Annotated in this window: 15 protein-coding genes; all 15 read right to left on the reverse strand. The window is 45.6% G+C overall.

What is annotated here, in order from left to right; translation table 11 throughout:
* Positions 1-43 precede the first annotated feature (43 nt).
* The 15 genes from mreD to O9X84_RS04785 all read right to left on the reverse strand — a co-directional run bounded on the left by mreD (position 44) and on the right by O9X84_RS04785 (position 15,530).
* Positions 44-520, reverse strand: a complete 477-nt coding sequence (mreD, locus tag O9X84_RS04715; protein WP_269518453.1) for a rod shape-determining protein MreD — start codon at positions 518-520, stop codon at positions 44-46.
* Positions 513-1,421, reverse strand: coding sequence for a rod shape-determining protein MreC (gene mreC, locus O9X84_RS04720; RefSeq protein WP_269518454.1), 909 nt, complete (start codon positions 1,419-1,421; stop codon positions 513-515). Before mreC ends, mreD begins: the two co-directional genes overlap by 8 nt.
* 37 nt (positions 1,422-1,458) lie before the next feature.
* Complete coding sequence (locus O9X84_RS04725; protein ID WP_032094811.1) at positions 1,459-2,502, reverse strand: rod shape-determining protein; 1,044 nt, start codon at positions 2,500-2,502, stop codon at positions 1,459-1,461.
* Between the two features lie 334 nt (positions 2,503-2,836).
* Positions 2,837-6,583 carry an H-type lectin domain-containing protein gene (locus O9X84_RS04730; protein ID WP_269518455.1) on the reverse strand — a complete coding sequence of 1,249 codons (3,747 nt, stop codon included), beginning with the start codon at positions 6,581-6,583 and terminating at the stop codon, positions 2,837-2,839.
* Entirely contained in the window at positions 6,580-7,038 is a 459-nt protein-coding gene (locus O9X84_RS04735; protein WP_269518456.1) for an agglutinin biogenesis protein MshP, read from the reverse strand. Before O9X84_RS04735 ends, O9X84_RS04730 begins: the two co-directional genes overlap by 4 nt.
* A complete protein-coding gene (locus O9X84_RS04740) occupies positions 7,028-7,765 on the reverse strand; it encodes a type II secretion system protein (RefSeq protein ID WP_269518457.1) in 738 nt (245 codons plus the stop codon). The genes O9X84_RS04735 and O9X84_RS04740 overlap by 11 nt, the downstream gene beginning before the upstream one ends.
* Positions 7,765-8,271 carry a prepilin-type N-terminal cleavage/methylation domain-containing protein gene (locus tag O9X84_RS04745; RefSeq protein ID WP_269518458.1) on the reverse strand — a complete coding sequence of 169 codons (507 nt, stop codon included), beginning with the start codon at positions 8,269-8,271 and terminating at the stop codon, positions 7,765-7,767. Before O9X84_RS04745 ends, O9X84_RS04740 begins: the two co-directional genes overlap by 1 nt.
* The gene (locus tag O9X84_RS04750; protein WP_269518459.1) at positions 8,261-8,719 is read right to left on the reverse strand and encodes a type II secretion system protein; all 459 of its coding nucleotides are present in this window, start codon (positions 8,717-8,719) and stop codon (positions 8,261-8,263) included. Before O9X84_RS04750 ends, O9X84_RS04745 begins: the two co-directional genes overlap by 11 nt.
* A gap of 1 nt (position 8,720) precedes the next feature.
* Complete coding sequence (locus O9X84_RS04755; RefSeq protein WP_269518460.1) at positions 8,721-9,224, reverse strand: type II secretion system protein; 504 nt, start codon at positions 9,222-9,224, stop codon at positions 8,721-8,723.
* A gap of 22 nt (positions 9,225-9,246) precedes the next feature.
* Entirely contained in the window at positions 9,247-9,828 is a 582-nt protein-coding gene (locus O9X84_RS04760; RefSeq protein ID WP_269518461.1) for a prepilin-type N-terminal cleavage/methylation domain-containing protein, read from the reverse strand.
* Positions 9,829-9,865: 37 nt separating this feature from the next.
* Entirely contained in the window at positions 9,866-10,354 is a 489-nt protein-coding gene (locus O9X84_RS04765; protein ID WP_269518462.1) for a hypothetical protein, read from the reverse strand.
* A 31-nt stretch (positions 10,355-10,385) separates the two neighbouring features.
* On the reverse strand, positions 10,386-11,618 hold the full coding sequence (locus O9X84_RS04770; protein WP_269518464.1) for a type II secretion system F family protein: 1,233 nt from the start codon (positions 11,616-11,618) through the stop codon (positions 10,386-10,388).
* On the reverse strand, positions 11,618-13,330 hold the full coding sequence (locus O9X84_RS04775; protein ID WP_269518466.1) for a GspE/PulE family protein: 1,713 nt from the start codon (positions 13,328-13,330) through the stop codon (positions 11,618-11,620). Before O9X84_RS04775 ends, O9X84_RS04770 begins: the two co-directional genes overlap by 1 nt.
* Positions 13,330-14,634 (reverse strand): tetratricopeptide repeat protein, encoded by a 1,305-nt coding sequence (locus tag O9X84_RS04780; protein ID WP_269518468.1) that lies wholly within the window; start codon positions 14,632-14,634, stop codon positions 13,330-13,332. The genes O9X84_RS04775 and O9X84_RS04780 overlap by 1 nt, the downstream gene beginning before the upstream one ends.
* Positions 14,631-15,530, reverse strand: a complete 900-nt coding sequence (locus tag O9X84_RS04785) for an ExeA family protein (RefSeq protein WP_269518470.1) — start codon at positions 15,528-15,530, stop codon at positions 14,631-14,633. The genes O9X84_RS04780 and O9X84_RS04785 overlap by 4 nt, the downstream gene beginning before the upstream one ends.
* Position 15,531: the final 1 nt, after the last annotated feature.

Below are 15,531 nucleotides of genomic sequence, written 5' to 3' on the forward strand. Positions count from 1 at the left end.
CGTCACGGCATAATAATACGCCTGCCGTGGATAACCGACATCACTACATGATAGAAAATTGTCTTCGCGTTTTGCGCAGTAACCAAAACACCCAGGGCCAAAGCACCATTGATGCTGCTACGGGCCACAAGTAATCAAATTGAAAATAGATATCGGTAAGAAGGTGTTGCACCCAGAAAGTCATTAAATGATAAAGCGAAGACAGCAATCCGATAATAATTGCTTGTTGCCACACGGAGTAGTTTCTCAAGCGTTGATAGTTGGCTGCTAGAATATATATCGACACACTGAGGCCAAGACTGTGTATACCTAACGTCGTGCCCACTAAAATGTCCATTGCCACACCGGTGATAAACGCAACCCCCACATTTACCCGATTAGGCAACGCCATACTCCAATATGCCAGTACAACTAACACCCAGTCAGGGCGATAAACATCGGCTTGGATGGGCAGTGGTACAATCTGCAACACTAAGGCGATAATTATGCTGCCCCAAATAATAACGTTGCGTTTACGCATCTTCTGACTCTTCTACCACGTTGTCTTCGGGCTCTATTTCACTTTCACTGTCAATATCATCAACTGATTCACCGCGATCATCGCCTTCTTGCCAAAGCAACAGCAAATGACGCAGTCGGTCGAGACTTGCAGTTGGTGTCACAATGACCCGCGCAAAAGGACGGCTTTCATCTCTCACCACTTGAGTCACTCGGGCAACTGGATACCCTTCGGGAAAAACACCGCCAAGACCAGACGAGACAAGTAGATCGCCTTCTTGAATATCAACGCTATGGGGTACGTGCTCAACGTAAAGCTCATTAAGAGAGCCACTACCAGTGGCGATAAAGCGAATGTCGTTGCGCAATGAGCGCACCGGAATAGCATGGGTAACGTCAGCGACGAGTAAAACCCGGCTATTAATGGACCCTACTTCCATAACTTGCCCCACAATACCCGAGTCGTCTATGACAGGTTGGGATAAATACACCCCATCGATGGCGCCTTTGTTAATGACCACCTGCTGACTGTAGGGGTTCTTATCTACTGCCATTAACTCCGCCACCATTTTGCGCGAGCCCTTTCGCATGGGGGCTTGTAACAGAGCTCGAAGCTGTTCGTTTTCTTTCACCACCACATCGAACTGCTGAAGCTTCTCGCTCATCAGCAGCAATTGATTAGACATGGTTTGGTTTTCTGCAAGAAGCTGCTCTTTTGACGTCAGTCTTTGAGCACTCTCACTTAAAATAAGACCGGGAAGATTGGCTAAATACTGAATGGGACTCATAAGAGAATTTAAGTATACGCGGGTAGACTTAAACCCTTCTAATTTATGGTCGACAAATATCAATAACACCGACAGTACTAGTGCCAGTGTCAATCTGTTGTTTAATGAGGGACCGCGAGTAAATATAGTATCCATGATACAAAGAAGGCAACCTTAAGGTTGCCTTACCTGTTTACTCGTAACTAAACAAGTCGCCACCATGGAGGTCAATCATATCGAATGCCTTACCACCGCCGCGCGCTACACAAGTAAGTGGATCGTCAGCAATAACCACCGGGATACCGGTTTCTTCCATCAACAATCGATCTAAATCTTTTAACAGTGCACCACCGCCGGTTAACACCATACCGCGCTCAGAAATATCTGATGCAAGCTCTGGTGGAGATTGCTCTAATGCAACCATGACCGCAGAAACGATACCCGTTAGCGGCTCTTGAAGTGCCTCTAATATTTCATTTGAATTAAGTGTAAAACCACGAGGCACACCTTCAGCCAAGTTGCGTCCACGTACTTCAATTTCACGTACTTCTTCACCAGGGTAAGCCGCGCCAATTTCGTGCTTAATACGCTCTGCTGTTGCCTCACCGATTAGCGAGCCAAAATTACGACGAACGTAGTTGATGATTGCTTCATCAAATTTGTCACCGCCAATGCGCACTGAAGATGAGTACACCACGCCATTAAGTGAGATAATCGCAACCTCGGTAGTACCACCACCGATATCAACCACCATTGAGCCTTGGGCTTCTGACACTGGTAGGCCTGCACCGATAGCCGCTGCCATCGGTTCATCAATGAGATACACCTCACGCGCTCCGGCACCTAGCGCCGATTCTTTAATTGCGCGACGTTCAACTTGAGTTGAACCACAAGGTACACAAACGAGAACTCGCGGGCTTGGACGCATGAAGTTATTGTCGTGAACCTGCTTAATGAAATGCTGAAGCATTTTTTCAGTCACGTAGAAATCGGCGATAACACCGTCTTTCATAGGGCGAATTGCACGGATGTTACCCGGCGTACGACCTAGCATACGCTTTGCTTCTGCACCTACTGCAGCCACACTTTTAGGGCCTGCTGCACGTTCTTGTCGAATAGCAACTACTGAGGGTTCGTTGAGAACAATACCTTGGTCTTTAACGTAAATCAGCGTATTAGCTGTTCCGAGGTCGATGGACAGATCGTTAGAGAACATGCCTCGAAGCTTTTTAAACATGAAGAGTGTATTCCTGTTTTTATGTTAACGCGTATTTGCAAGGATGAGATGGCGACGCTTTAACGTGAAGTCGAATGTAATTTCGCACACTTTAACAATGAGGGCAATTTTGGGCAAGCAATGCCTATGGTTACCGTTAAAATAACTTCATTTTTTAATTAAAAATACGCAAAATCTATATGCTCACTATTGTCAGTGTAATGACAATACCACATAACAATGATTAACAACCGATTACCTTGTTAGAGGTGATGTCTGCCTCTAGCTGCATCTGGACATAGTGCCCCTTGCTTTGAGTCTACACCCCCATTTGTTCAACAAAGACAAACACGCTTTAATTGCTCATTCTCTCACGCTTATAAATTATATTATCATTCCCTCGGTACGCACCAAAAGTTAAGGTAGCCGATGGTGGCTCATTTGCTACACCGTTGCCACTCCAATCCCACAGTAGCCAAGGCTGTGTATCAAAGGTAACAAAGAACTCGCCTTCGCCATTAGGCGAGGTAAGTCGAATACCTTCGCCAGAAACATAACCACCTTGTGATAATGTACCCGAATTTTCAGTAACTAAATCGCCTGACGCGTCGTTAACTTCGGTATGATCATATACTGTGCAGCTATCATTAGCGTTTACACGCCAATCTTGGCCATCAAAGTATTGAGTAGAGAATGGGAGTAATAATGGTTCGTTAGCACTGCCGTAATTATTCACCATTGTGGCTCTTCCATAAGCAAAGTCGAGACCCGCATCAATAGTTGCCAAACAGGCTCCTGAGCATGCACTGCCGTTAACCAGGGCATTTTCTAATTGCCCACGCTCAATATTTAAAACCAGTGCAGCATTAGTATAAGCCCCGTCTAACTGAGCACCGCCAAGGCGTGTAAAAATAATATCACTGTCGGTAAAGCTCAGTGCTCCAGTAGTACCTGATTGAGGCCAACTTACTGCGTCTACGTTTGCTAAGCGATTAAGTAAAACACCCTCAGACTCAACGACCATCTCTAAGCCCAACAGCTTATCAAAGCCCCCACGGTAATTATTAGTACGCTGCCCATTATGGTTAAGCGCCGTTAGAGTGTAAGCCACGTTTGAAATGGGTTGTTCAAAGTACGTAAAGTCTCGCCCCACTTCACAAGCTGCCTCAACATTTCCAGTAAGTGCAAAGTTTGCCGGTGCGAAACGACCCACGTTAGTTATTTGGCCTTGTACTAGAGTATTGGTTAGGTAAGGTGCCCGAGCGTTGATCGCAATTGTGCCAACTTCATCATAGTTAAGCCCTACAACTACTGTAGACTCATCGTTAAATACTGCTTGAGCAGTACCTCCTGTACTAGATACTGATAACGCTAAGTTGCCAGTAACGCCAGCTGCGGGCAGAATTGCGGTTGGTACTAAGGATACAGTGCCAGAAAAATGCTGAGCCGATATATTGTTATCTAGGGCACTAAAATCGTCAGGTATGCCATCTTCATTTGTATCTTCACCCTCCACCCATTGAGTGGCCCGAAGTTCAAGAAGAAATTCTTCGCCGGTTAATGCGATCAAAGAGTCGTTGGCGGTAAAAGCAAAAGCATTTTCATTAACGCCCGTTCCGGCCTTGTTTAAAACACGAGTCGCAAAGCCAAATGGCCGTACTGTAAATAAATTTGATGAGCCCGCTACACCTGAGCGCCCAGTTATACTTGCTGACAGGGATACCTCACCAGCATCGGGGTATTGCAGGGTGATAATGGCTTGTGAGTCGCTATTAAATAAAAGCGGCACGGCAGTTGGTGAGAGTCCTAGTGTGTAGTCTTTGTTATTGTTACTAATGCGCATTTGATTTGAACAATTGCCGCTGCTTGAGCAGTTATAGTTCATATCTACTTGAACTTCTTCACCTCGCAGTAAATCGCTAGCTTCGCAGGCTTCAACAGCATATGTCTTTTTATTAAACCCAACATCTGATGGCTTACCTGAAATTTGCTCGACGATAATATCGTTATCATCTGTGATATTTTTAAAGACCAATCCGTCTTCTTCAAAGTTTATCTTACAGCTTCCTAGTGCAACTTCTTGACCACCGATAAAACAGCGTAGTTGTGAAGACGGCGTTTCACCAGAGGTCGCTAAAACAGGATCGTTACCTTTCAAGCTTTCGATATTAAGACTAGTTTGCCCTGTGAACGTAACGCTATCTGCGGGAGACCACGTATAGTTGTTACCCGTCGCTGGCAACAAGCCTACTGTAGAAGGCTGGGAATAAAGAAGATTGCAGTCGAGGTCAGCACAAGCTTTAAGCGTAACACTTTTGGCTGCGCAACTGCTTCCCCTGTTATCAGCCATTTCAAAACGGTAGTGGTTGAGCACCTCTATCACTTCTCGCCCGCAAATTCCGGGAATAGACGCAGGAACATTATTCGCAGTGAGCAGCAGCGTGTCATCAGTAGTAATTCCTGCACCTGCGGTAAATCGGCCAACAAGGTTACCGCTTAGCACATTGGTAAACCTGATTTGTCCTTTAGCAAGAATTAGCGCATTGGGGTTTGCACCATCAATGACGACATCCCCGTCAACATATATCGCCAAATACGCACCATCTTCTACATTAATTGCAGCAGCGGCGATAGTGAGCAGCGTAGGGGTAACTCCACCTGAATCGGCGATATAAATTCTCGTCGGTGCAACAACATTATAATTTCCTGGCCCAATTACCACTGCTTGGCGCTTGAAAAAATAATCGCCGGCTAGCGTAGTGCCTAACTCAGGCCCAGTGTCCTGAATATCGAGGGTTGGAATAGCTCTGGCCTGTGATTCGGTTAACGCGTTGGTGTTAGTAGCAAAGCAATTTCGGCCATTGACTCCGCAATCTGGTAAATTATTACCCTGACCTCTCGCATCAGTTCGTAAATCAAATGTGGTTAGCGCCCCATCGTTTTCATCGATAATTCGAGAACGAGAAGACAGAAAGATATCACTGCCGCCAAAGGTGGCGAATGCACCGGGGAATGCAACATCACAGCTTGGAAGATTTCCGCTAAACACAAATTCTGAGGTCATCGCTAGGATACTGGCCTCTTCAGGGGAATGATTTCGCTCGTTATCTTCGCTTCTGTCTTCATCAACCCTGAGACCCAGACGATTTTTGTTTACGGTGCAACTTCTCAACCATCCGCCATCAGCCCCATTTCGACTTATTTTGCTTGCCGCCACTAACGGCGTTTGCGAATAGTTATTTTTAAAGTCATTTTGGAAGCAGCCATCACTCCAACCAGAAATAAGCGTTTCAGCAAAGTCAGCTTCCCACTCCACTTCTTTGCCACTATCATCAAAAAAGCTGCGTCCAAAACCTTCTGTCGTTGCCAGATAGGCAACGGTTTCATCCCTAGATACAGGCCCGAATTCAGTTTCAGACGCCTCCAGCGCGATAAAGTAAGCCATATCGAGCAGCGGTACAGCGGGTGTTAAATTACTCCCAACTGCATCATATTTGGCGGCAATGGTTAAATAGGGCAGTAAATATTCATTGGGTGGTTTCTTTCCATTAACATCAATTTGGTTATTTACTGTTTGAATAGAGTGAAAAAACACTGGCTGCTCGCCAAAATCAGTATCTAACGGCACCTGAGCGTAACGTGACTCATCTGAGCCTGTGAGTCCTCCCACACCATACCAGGGAGAGTTTGGCGCCGCCTGAATGGTGTTGGCTCCAAGCTGCATTTTACCAACTTCCACAACATCGCCGTCTGGAAATTCGTGAACGCCATAGGCAATCGCAAGGTAATGCGCCCCCATTGTGACATGCGGCCCGTCTTCTCCAGATGGTTCAAGTGGCAAAGCCTCAAACCCAGTTCTAGTGACGTTACGGATTTTAACGATAGCAGGATTACTCCCTTGGCTTGTAGAGAGCATGAATACTGCGGGCGGCTCGTCGTAAACTTGCGAAAAACTGATCGTTGTCCATTCTGCTTTGTTGTAGGTATTTTGTAATTCAATAAAGCGCCCTTCAATTTGAGGCACGGAAAGGACGTTACAGCAAAAGAAGACCGTAAGCGCGGCAATGAAGCGCAAAGCCAATTGAAATTTGGAGTACATCATTCTTCCTGCCTTATTTCTACTAACAGCTCACGGGACGTATTGAGTTGACCACTACTGCAAGCAGCGACGGCGCCAATAGAATAAACTCTAATTGCACCACCACTTACCTCAGGCTCATCCACATTAATCTCAATATCACAGGAAAGGCTGACCGAACAGTTTTGCATATTCGTGTTACTAAATATCACTGGTGTAGTGACAACACTGCACTGTGGATTGCCGCCGCTGACAACTCGGAATATAGCCACCTCTAACGCACTTTGCGCCGTCAGATAAGCCCTTGCACCATAGTATTCGATAGACTGCTGACGAACGGTTGACGAGATCTGATTTGAAAGGGCAATACCCAATCCTAAGAGCACAATGCTTATGACTAGCGCCACTACAATCGTAGAGCCACGCTGCTTTTTGGGTAATGTTTGACGCTGCGCCAATACGCTTCGGCTAGGGAACATTGGGAAAGTGAATCTCGTGCAATATTGAAAGGGGCTCGTCGCCGCGTGCCTGAAGGGTTAACTGTAACTCTATTAAGCCATTTTGCTGTAGTCCTGCCGCACTGATATTCGCGCTCCATTGAGACACATTGGTGGCAATAAGGCCGCTTATCCCGTTTTGCGTTCTTACTAACGCTTCTCCGACAGTGGTGGTCGCTTTGCACACAGAAACTTGAGCTTCAGGTACAAAAAAGCGCTTACCCGGTGACGTTTGATTTACTGGTGTGTTCAGGGTTAGATCGTATTGGTTTAAACTTGTAGGGGCATCGGCGGCACTGTTGATAGCATCTATCGTACGGCCATTATCGCTAACACTTTGTGGGTTAGTTGGATATACCACCAGCGTATCGTTTACAGCAAGAGCGCTGTTAAACACCACCACGTGCATGGGGTTGTCGAACGCATCATCCACGTAAGTGCCACTTTGCTTTATTGGGAAATAGGTTAAGCAGCCAAGAGTTGGGTCGTAGGAAACCGAGTTAGGCACTATATTTCGCAGCTCCTTTTCGAGGCGAAGAATGATAAACCTAGCCTCAGATACTAATCTTGTGCGCTCGGCACCGGTAACATATATTTGCGCACTTAGTGAAATAACCTGAGCGATAGATACGCTGATCACGCCTAAAATAGTTATCACTAGGATTAGCTCTATAAGGGTGAAACCTTTTTGAGAAGAAGGCCCGCTCATTAATAGCTGCCCCTATATGCACTAAAGCCATAGGTTTGACCATCGGGCGCGGTTACCGCAACATCCACGCGCTTAAACGTATCACCGTCATTGGTCGTGCTGTCGCTCAAATCGCTGTCATATTCAACCAATACATTCACACTGTAACCCGCATAAATGCTCCCAACATCAGCAAGTGCAAACCCGTTGTAATCATCTACATCGTCATAGTCGCTCTCATTGGCTTCTTCAGGGCCTAGAGTAGTAGAACAGTTTCCCTTTTGGTTACAGGTTTCAAATGGCGGACTTCGGTCACTGTTTTCGTCAAATGAACGACTTAAAATATCATTTAACAGAGATTGACCTAGCTTTGCTGCTTTTACCTGCCGCAACGGCTCAGCAGTTTGTGCTGCCTGCGGGGCAATGAGTGAAAGGACAACGGTAAGACTAATTGAAAAAACAACAATACCGATGATAAGTTCAAGAAGGGTAAATCCGCGACGTGCCTCAAGAGCGTTAACACGCATATATTGCGCCCTCTTGCTGCAGGCATATCGCCACATTATTGACTTGGATTTTGCACGCGCTATTACACGCAATGTTGCGAGGCTTTCCCATACTGTCGAATTGAATTTGCGTAAAAGCCGCGTTATTTTCATCAGCAGTTTGAAATGAAAAACCTGAAGGCGCACTAACAACTTGATCGCTATCAAATGCCGTAGAAATAGCATTGACACAGTCATGTCCTGCGGGCGGCGCTATAGCAGATGCGGTAATTTTAACACAGCTAGTGTCGTTAACATTTTGCATGGCTCGCAGCTGAATGTTGCGCACTACTTGCAGAGCTCTATCCCGAAGGGCGGTAGCCTCTTCGCTGTCACTGCTTAAAAAACGGGGCGCGGCAGTCACTGCCAGCACCCCAATAACCACTATGGTTATGATAAGTTCTACAAGTGTAAAACCTAGCTTTTTCACATTACTGAACGCACGTGTTAACGGTGATCACTGGGCGTACGCCCGTGCCAGTGGAATCTGAATATACAACCGAACATGCTGATGTTGTAGCATCGGGAGCCGTAGTACTGTAATCCCCGAAGCCCGTTGAATAAACCAACACGTCAGTGCCAGAAGCTAACGCAACAACACCGAATTCAGCTGCATCAAAATCTATAAGCGCATTTACATTCGCTGCTATCGCTTGTGGATAACCATTTACAGCAGTAACGTTCACACTGTTACCCACATTTACAGTAGCTGGGGTAGTTGCTGTGCCTGATACATTTTGTATTAATGCTTTGCCATTAACGACTGAGGCAGCAGTTTCAAGAGAACCTCTTATGCCCTCTAAGGTTGCATCTCTGGCATCATCTTGTAGGTTTAAAAACTTTGGCGCCGCGGTAACCGCAAGAATACCAAGTAGTACAATGACTATAATGAGTTCGATTAAGGTAAAACCCTGTTGCTTTGATACTTTTTGCATAATTTAACGTCCTATGCGTTATTTAAAAAACAGTGACCTGACCTGTGGCCGGGTTATAAGTAAATCCATCGTTAGTTGTACCATCTGGCACACCGTCAGCAGGCGCAGCGTTATTGGGTAATCCCATAGACTGCACCAAATAATAATTACATATCGTATTTGCACCTGAGCCATTAATACGCACTGCATACCTAAAATCTGCAATAACAGCGTCATTGGATGATGTGGTATTGGTAGGTGCAGACTGTAGGATTAAGTCGAACACATTTTTACACTGGTTAACGTCTACCGACGTTATCAGCGTATTGCCCGCGGCACTGCCCGTTGGGTAACCCACAGTGCCATCCACGCCTACTGGGGTTTGGTCGTAAGTAATTGCCGTACCGTTTGCACTGCCGTTATTCCCATTTGGCCTGCCTTCAACTTCCCACTGTGCGCGCACCAAGCCCACTGCCGCAGCAAAACCGCCAGCAACGCCTTCAACACTGGCTTCCCGCGCTTCATCGGTGACATCAATAAATCGAGGTAATGCCGTCGCCGCCAGTAGCCCTAAAATAATGACCACAATGATCAACTCAATAAGTGTAAAACCTTGTTGTTTCACTGCCTCGCCCTCTTTTTTTTGCGGTAACCCGCCAACGTTAATATGAATAGTGATTTCTCATTGCGCCATTCTCAGCGCTATAGGTAAACCACGGTTGCTCATCGATAAAATACTCACACAGTAAGAAGCTATTTTGCTTACGCGTTTTACTGTGCATCTTACTGCCAACTTCATCCCCGGCTAGCGAAAGTAAATAATCACAAGGGTTACTGCTGCCTTTCGCTGAACCTACTGGCCAACCCTTTGTATTCATTGCCACACTCGTTCCAGCGCGTTTATTTTGAGACAGCGTGCCGCTGGGGTCCACCTGGGTTTCATAAATAAAAACGGATGAGTTTTTTGTTCTTATCCACTGCGCTCTAGCTTGCATAACAATGCGCTGGAAGTTCCCAAGTAGTGCTTCTTTTTTTACCGTTTCAGCTTCTTCTAAAACAGGCATCATGTGTTTGACATAAGCCATTGACATTAGCGCGATTAGAACACCAATAGTAATAGCGTTGAGAAGTCCGCCTCGCGCCACTTTCACTTAAGATGTAACCACATCAGCGTTAATCAAGTTAGCCGCCTTTTACTGCTGACATCATGTCCCACATTGGGGTAAAGATGCCTAGTGCTAGCACTAACACCATCACCGCAACGACACCTATAAGTATAGGTTCAATTTTCGCGGTGAGGCTTTTTAAATCAAAATCTACCTCACGCTCGTAATAGTCTGCGCTTTCATCAAGAAGCGGCTCTAGACGACCGGTTTCCTCACCGACTGCAACCATCTGCAGTACTAAATTTGAAAACAACTCACTCGATTTAGAAACCCGCAGCAGACTCTCGCCTTTCTCGATGCCCTTTCGCATTTCAATAATACGAGTACGCATATAAGCATTATCGACAGCATCGGCGGTTAACGATAAACCGGAGGTTAGTGGTACACCTGCTCGCAGAATCATTGAAAAACTTCTGCTGTACCGTGACAACAATGATCGCTCAATAATGCCACCAACAATAGGCAACTTTAGTTTAAATTTATCCCATTTCAACCGTCCATTAGTCGAATTAAGGTATTGTTTCACCGCAATTATTCCACCGACAAGGGCCACCAGCATCACCCACCAGTAGTTAACAAATAAGTCAGAAGTACCAATTAGTATTCGCGTCATCAACGGCAGCTCAGTATTAAACCTTGCGAACATTTGGGTAAATACGGGAACCACAAACAGGTTAAGGATAAACATGGCGATTACTAACGCGATAACCACAAAGGTGGGATACCGCAGGGCTGATTTTATACGCTTGCGTGTTTCCTGCTCTCTTTCAAAGTAAAGGGCCAACTGCAAAAACACATCGTCTAACTTACCGGTGTTCTCCCCTACTACCACAACGGAAATAGACAACCTGGAAAAAATGTTTTCATATTTGGACATGGCTGATGACAGGCTTCTTCCTTGTTCAAGCTGTTCCGCAATGTCTTTTAATACTGCTTGAAAACGCTTGTGCGACGCGTTTTCAGACAACCCTCTTATGGCTCGAATAATAGGGATACCTGCTTTTAACAAAGAGTACATTTGACGAGAGAAAATAATCATCTCATCAAGGCCAACCTTTGATTCAAACCACGCACTTACATCAACATTAAGCCCTGAGCTGGATGACTGTTTTTTCGATTCTTGTATCGTTAACGGCACAATTTTTTTCGCCAGCAATGCCTGCGCCGCCCCTTGTTGAGAGGCAGCTTCGATAAAACCTTTCAAAGGTTTACCTTGTGCAGATTTACCAGCGTATTCAAACTGTGGCATTAGTGATTAATTACCTCTGGCACGAACTCCGCCACTTTAAACACTTCATCGAGTGACGTTTTACCTTCAGCAGCATAATCAAGCGCCATATGAGAAAGCGGTGTGAAATCTTTGTTCGCTTTTGTGGCATCAACAAAGCCCTGGGTGTTATTTTCCCGCAGCGACTCCATCATATCTTCGTTCATTTCCAGCATTTCGAATACACCAATACGGCCTTTGTAACCAGTATGATTACAGGTGTTACAGCCTGCTCCTTTGTAAAAGGTGGCGTTTTCAAGTTCGGGCATTAAGAAGCGAACCCATGCTTGCTCTTGAACACTAGGGGCGCTGGTGGTTTTGCAATTTTCGCATATACGCCTTACTAACCGCTGAGCCACGATACCTCTTAGCGAGGTAGCAACTAGGTACGGTGCCGCTCCCATATCGATAAGACGAATAGCGCTGGTTACTGCATCATTGGTGTGCAGCGTACTTAACACCAAGTGGCCAGTAAGGGCACCTCGTAAGCCAATTTCAACGGTTTCTTGGTCGCGCATTTCACCTACCATGATAACGTCTGGGTCTTGACGTAACGTAGTCCGTAAAATAGAGGCAAAATCCAACCCTATTTTGGCATTAGTCTGTACTTGGTTTATTCGAGGCAGCCTGTATTCAATGGGGTCTTCGACAGTAATAATCTTTAAATCAGGTTTGTTCAGTTCACTTAAGGCGCCGTACAACGTCGTTGTTTTACCGGACCCCGTTGGACCTGTGACCAAAATCATCCCATGAGGGCGATGTATGGCAGCGCGAAATTTGCGCACCATTGCGTCTGGCATACCGGTTTGATCAAGGGTAAGCAACCCTGCAGATTGATCTAATAAACGCATTACTACCGATTCGCCGTTGCTCACCGGCATGGTTGAGAGCCTTACATCTATGGTGTGACCCTTTACCTTAATATTAAAACGGCCGTCCTGAGGTATACGCTTCTCTGAAATATCTAAACCTGACATCAGTTTTAAACGCAGAACGAGCGCCGACGCAATCTTCACCTGATCTAAGGTGTTCTCTTGCAGCACACCATCTACGCGCTGGCGAATGCGCAATATATTTTCATCAGGCTCTATATGGATATCTGACGCACGCACCTGTACTGCGTCTTCAAAAATAGAATGCAGTAATTTAACCACCGTAGCGTCTGACGTATTGTCATCTAACGCAGATAGCTCGAATTTAACATCGTCTTCGTATTCCTCATGAAGCTTCTCTGCAAATGAAGCGATATCCTGCGTACGACGGTAAACCGAGTCGAATGCCTCAACAATTTGATTGTCTTGCACAATAGCCAGCTCTACAGTACGTGGCTCAAATAGCGGCATTAACTGATCAAGCCCGCCTAAATCAGTAGGATCGCTCATACCGAGCAGTACGGTTTTATCGTCTACTTCAAGTACCAGCGCGCGATACCGCCGAGCGTAGGTTTCCGGTAAAAGCTGAGCATGTTCCGGCGTAATATTGCGGTGGGAAATATCTAAAAATGGTACATTTAGCTGCTGTGCTAAAAAGCGTAATAGCTTTGGCTCGCCAATAAAATTGAGATCGATTAATGTGTCGCCCAGTTTACGCCCTGTACTTCGCTGTGCTGACAGTGCTTGGTTAAGCTGCTCGCTTGTGATGATATTTTCATGAACAAGTAAGTCACCTAATCGCATTTTTAACCGTGGTCGCATTAACGTACCTCCTTTAATGCATGTAACCGCTCGATGACATACTGCTTAGATGCAGGAGAAACGCCGCCTTTGGCGAGTGCGGCTTCAAACGCCTTAATGGCCTCTCCGTTTTGCCCTAGCTGGTCATAATTAGCCCCTAAGGCCAACCACCACTTTCCATTTTGTGGCTGTAAGACCGTCATGGCAGAGAATGCTGATATCGCAACCTCTGGCTTATTGATTGCTTGAGCGGCAGTACCCATAATAATGAGATAGTCGCTGCGCTGGTCTTTTACCGCCTGTTGGTTAAATGCTTCAGGCATAACGCTTAACGCTTCTTCGAAGCGACTTTTTGCAATAAGAATTTTACCCATTAGCTCTCGCCACATTAGGTTTTGAGGCTCAATGCTCACCCCCTTAGATAAAACAGACAGCGCCATTGGAATATTATTTTGTCCGAAGTATAAAGCGGCAAGCTGCTTGCGGGCCTCATGGTTTTCAGGCTCCACCTGAAGAGCCAGTAGAAAATTCTGTTCGGCATCTTCAAACATACCAAATTGATAAGCGTTTAAACCTGCGTCTAAATGAACCGCACTCTGCTGTTTATGGGTTTTAGGCTTTATTGGGGATTTGCTATTGCCCACTACCGTGCTATTTATACCGCTAGCACTTATATTAGTATCGGTTCTATTACTATCTGCCTTGAGATAATTATCCTCTTGGCTTGTTGTAATGTCTCTAACACTCGCTGTTGCATTAGCCTTTTCCAGCTTTGCCTCTTTTCGCCTTTGTGCTTTAGTAGCGGCTTCTTTGGCATTTCTGTATTCCGCCTCATCATCAAAGACCGCTTCCCCATTTTGACTGTCTTGTGCAGCGAGGTCTTGCTCTAACTGTTCAAATACCTGCTCAGACACTTGCTCGATGACGGGTGTAGATTGTGCTAGCAATGCCCTATCACTATCAGATAAAGGAACACTTTTCATGCCTTCACTCGGTGACGTACCAGCGGCTGTATTTGATGATGATATGTTCCCGGCGTCGGTTGAAGAGCGATCGTTACCATCTTGACTGAATTTAGATGATGATTTGACCGTGCCATTGACATTTTCAGAAGATAGCTCAGGAGAAGCGAGGTGTTGTGACTTCTCTTGTCTATTCCCCATGTAATCAAATGCCAACCACACTAACACCATTAAAGCGACCGTTAAGGCCAGTACTTTGCGTATAGAAAAAGACTTACGAAGCTGTACAGTGGGCGGTAAACCAAAATCACTTTCTTGATTTCTATCGTCAAGCGACTTCAGCGTGTTGTTTAAAATACTCATAAGCTACCTAGCGTCATTTGCCAAGTGCCCAGCGCTGCAACGAGCGCAAGAGAGAGAAAAAATAAACGCTTTTGAGGCAGCACCCGTCGCCTGCAGTCTTCAGTATCCAAAATAGCGCTGACCAAATGTTTATATGTTGCCGCCTTCTTTCCTTCTCCATACACAGAGAGAAGGAGTTTATGACATACAATATTCACTAATCTCGGGGTACCTGAGCTTGTAAACGCAATGAAAGGACGCAAATAACGAGGGATCAGCCCTTCATCACCGCCTGCTGTCACTAATCGGTGTCCAATGTAATAGTCTACTTCAGCGCGGGTCATTTTTCGCAGCGAGTAAGAAAAGGTTATTCTTTGGCGAATCTGCCTCACTCTTTGGTTATCAAGATTGTCATTTAATTCTGGCTGGCCAAAGAGTACGATTTGAAGCAGCTTACTTTTCTCAGTTTCTAAATTACTAAACAGTCGAAGTATTTCCAGCGAATCCCAACTTAACGCCTGTGCTTCATCAATAATAAGAATTGCCTGACGTCCTTCGGCCTTGAGGCTCAACAGCTTTTCTTCAATATTGTTGTGCAGGTTAACCCGCTCTTTCGTCTTGCCCGTTTTAATTCCCAACTCTTTAGCAAAAGCGATGCGCAATTCGTCAGGAGACAAGTACGGATTTGGCAAATAACACGCTACAAATCGGTCTGATAAATGATTGATAAGTTTGCGGCATAATAACGTTTTTCCCGTCCCTACCTCGCCAGTCACTTTTATAAAACCTTCGGACATGCTTAGCGCGGTAAGGATAACTTTTAACGCTTCATTGTGCGGTGCTAGCGCACAGAAAAAATCGGTATTCGGCGTAAGCGAAAACGGCATTTCGTTGAAGTGAAAAAAGTCCTTATACATA

The sequence above is a fragment of the Alteromonas sp. BMJM2 genome (assembly GCF_027257845.1).
In the GTDB taxonomy this organism is placed as follows: domain Bacteria; phylum Pseudomonadota; class Gammaproteobacteria; order Enterobacterales; family Alteromonadaceae; genus Alteromonas.

Bases quoted from the DNA above. Each gene is read 5' to 3' on its own strand.
- mreC (WP_269518454.1), bottom strand. From the start codon at position 1,421: ATGGATACTATATTTACTCGCGGTCCCTCATTAAACAACAGATTGACA.
- O9X84_RS04780 (WP_269518468.1), bottom strand. From the start codon at position 14,634: ATGAGTATTTTAAACAACACGCTGAAGTCGCTTGACGATAGAAATCAA.
- O9X84_RS04745 (WP_269518458.1), bottom strand. From the start codon at position 8,271: ATGCGTGTTAACGCTCTTGAGGCACGTCGCGGATTTACCCTTCTTGAA.
- O9X84_RS04770 (WP_269518464.1), bottom strand. From the start codon at position 11,618: ATGCCACAGTTTGAATACGCTGGTAAATCTGCACAAGGTAAACCTTTG.
- O9X84_RS04775 (WP_269518466.1), bottom strand. From the start codon at position 13,330: ATGCGACCACGGTTAAAAATGCGATTAGGTGACTTACTTGTTCATGAA.
- O9X84_RS04730 (WP_269518455.1), bottom strand. From the start codon at position 6,583: ATGATGTACTCCAAATTTCAATTGGCTTTGCGCTTCATTGCCGCGCTT.
- O9X84_RS04755 (WP_269518460.1), bottom strand. From the start codon at position 9,224: ATGCAAAAAGTATCAAAGCAACAGGGTTTTACCTTAATCGAACTCATT.
- O9X84_RS04785 (WP_269518470.1), bottom strand. From the start codon at position 15,530: ATGTATAAGGACTTTTTTCACTTCAACGAAATGCCGTTTTCGCTTACG.
- O9X84_RS04740 (WP_269518457.1), bottom strand. From the start codon at position 7,765: ATGAGCGGGCCTTCTTCTCAAAAAGGTTTCACCCTTATAGAGCTAATC.
- O9X84_RS04735 (WP_269518456.1), bottom strand. From the start codon at position 7,038: ATGTTCCCTAGCCGAAGCGTATTGGCGCAGCGTCAAACATTACCCAAA.
- mreD (WP_269518453.1), bottom strand. From the start codon at position 520: ATGCGTAAACGCAACGTTATTATTTGGGGCAGCATAATTATCGCCTTA.
- O9X84_RS04725 (WP_032094811.1), bottom strand. From the start codon at position 2,502: ATGTTTAAAAAGCTTCGAGGCATGTTCTCTAACGATCTGTCCATCGAC.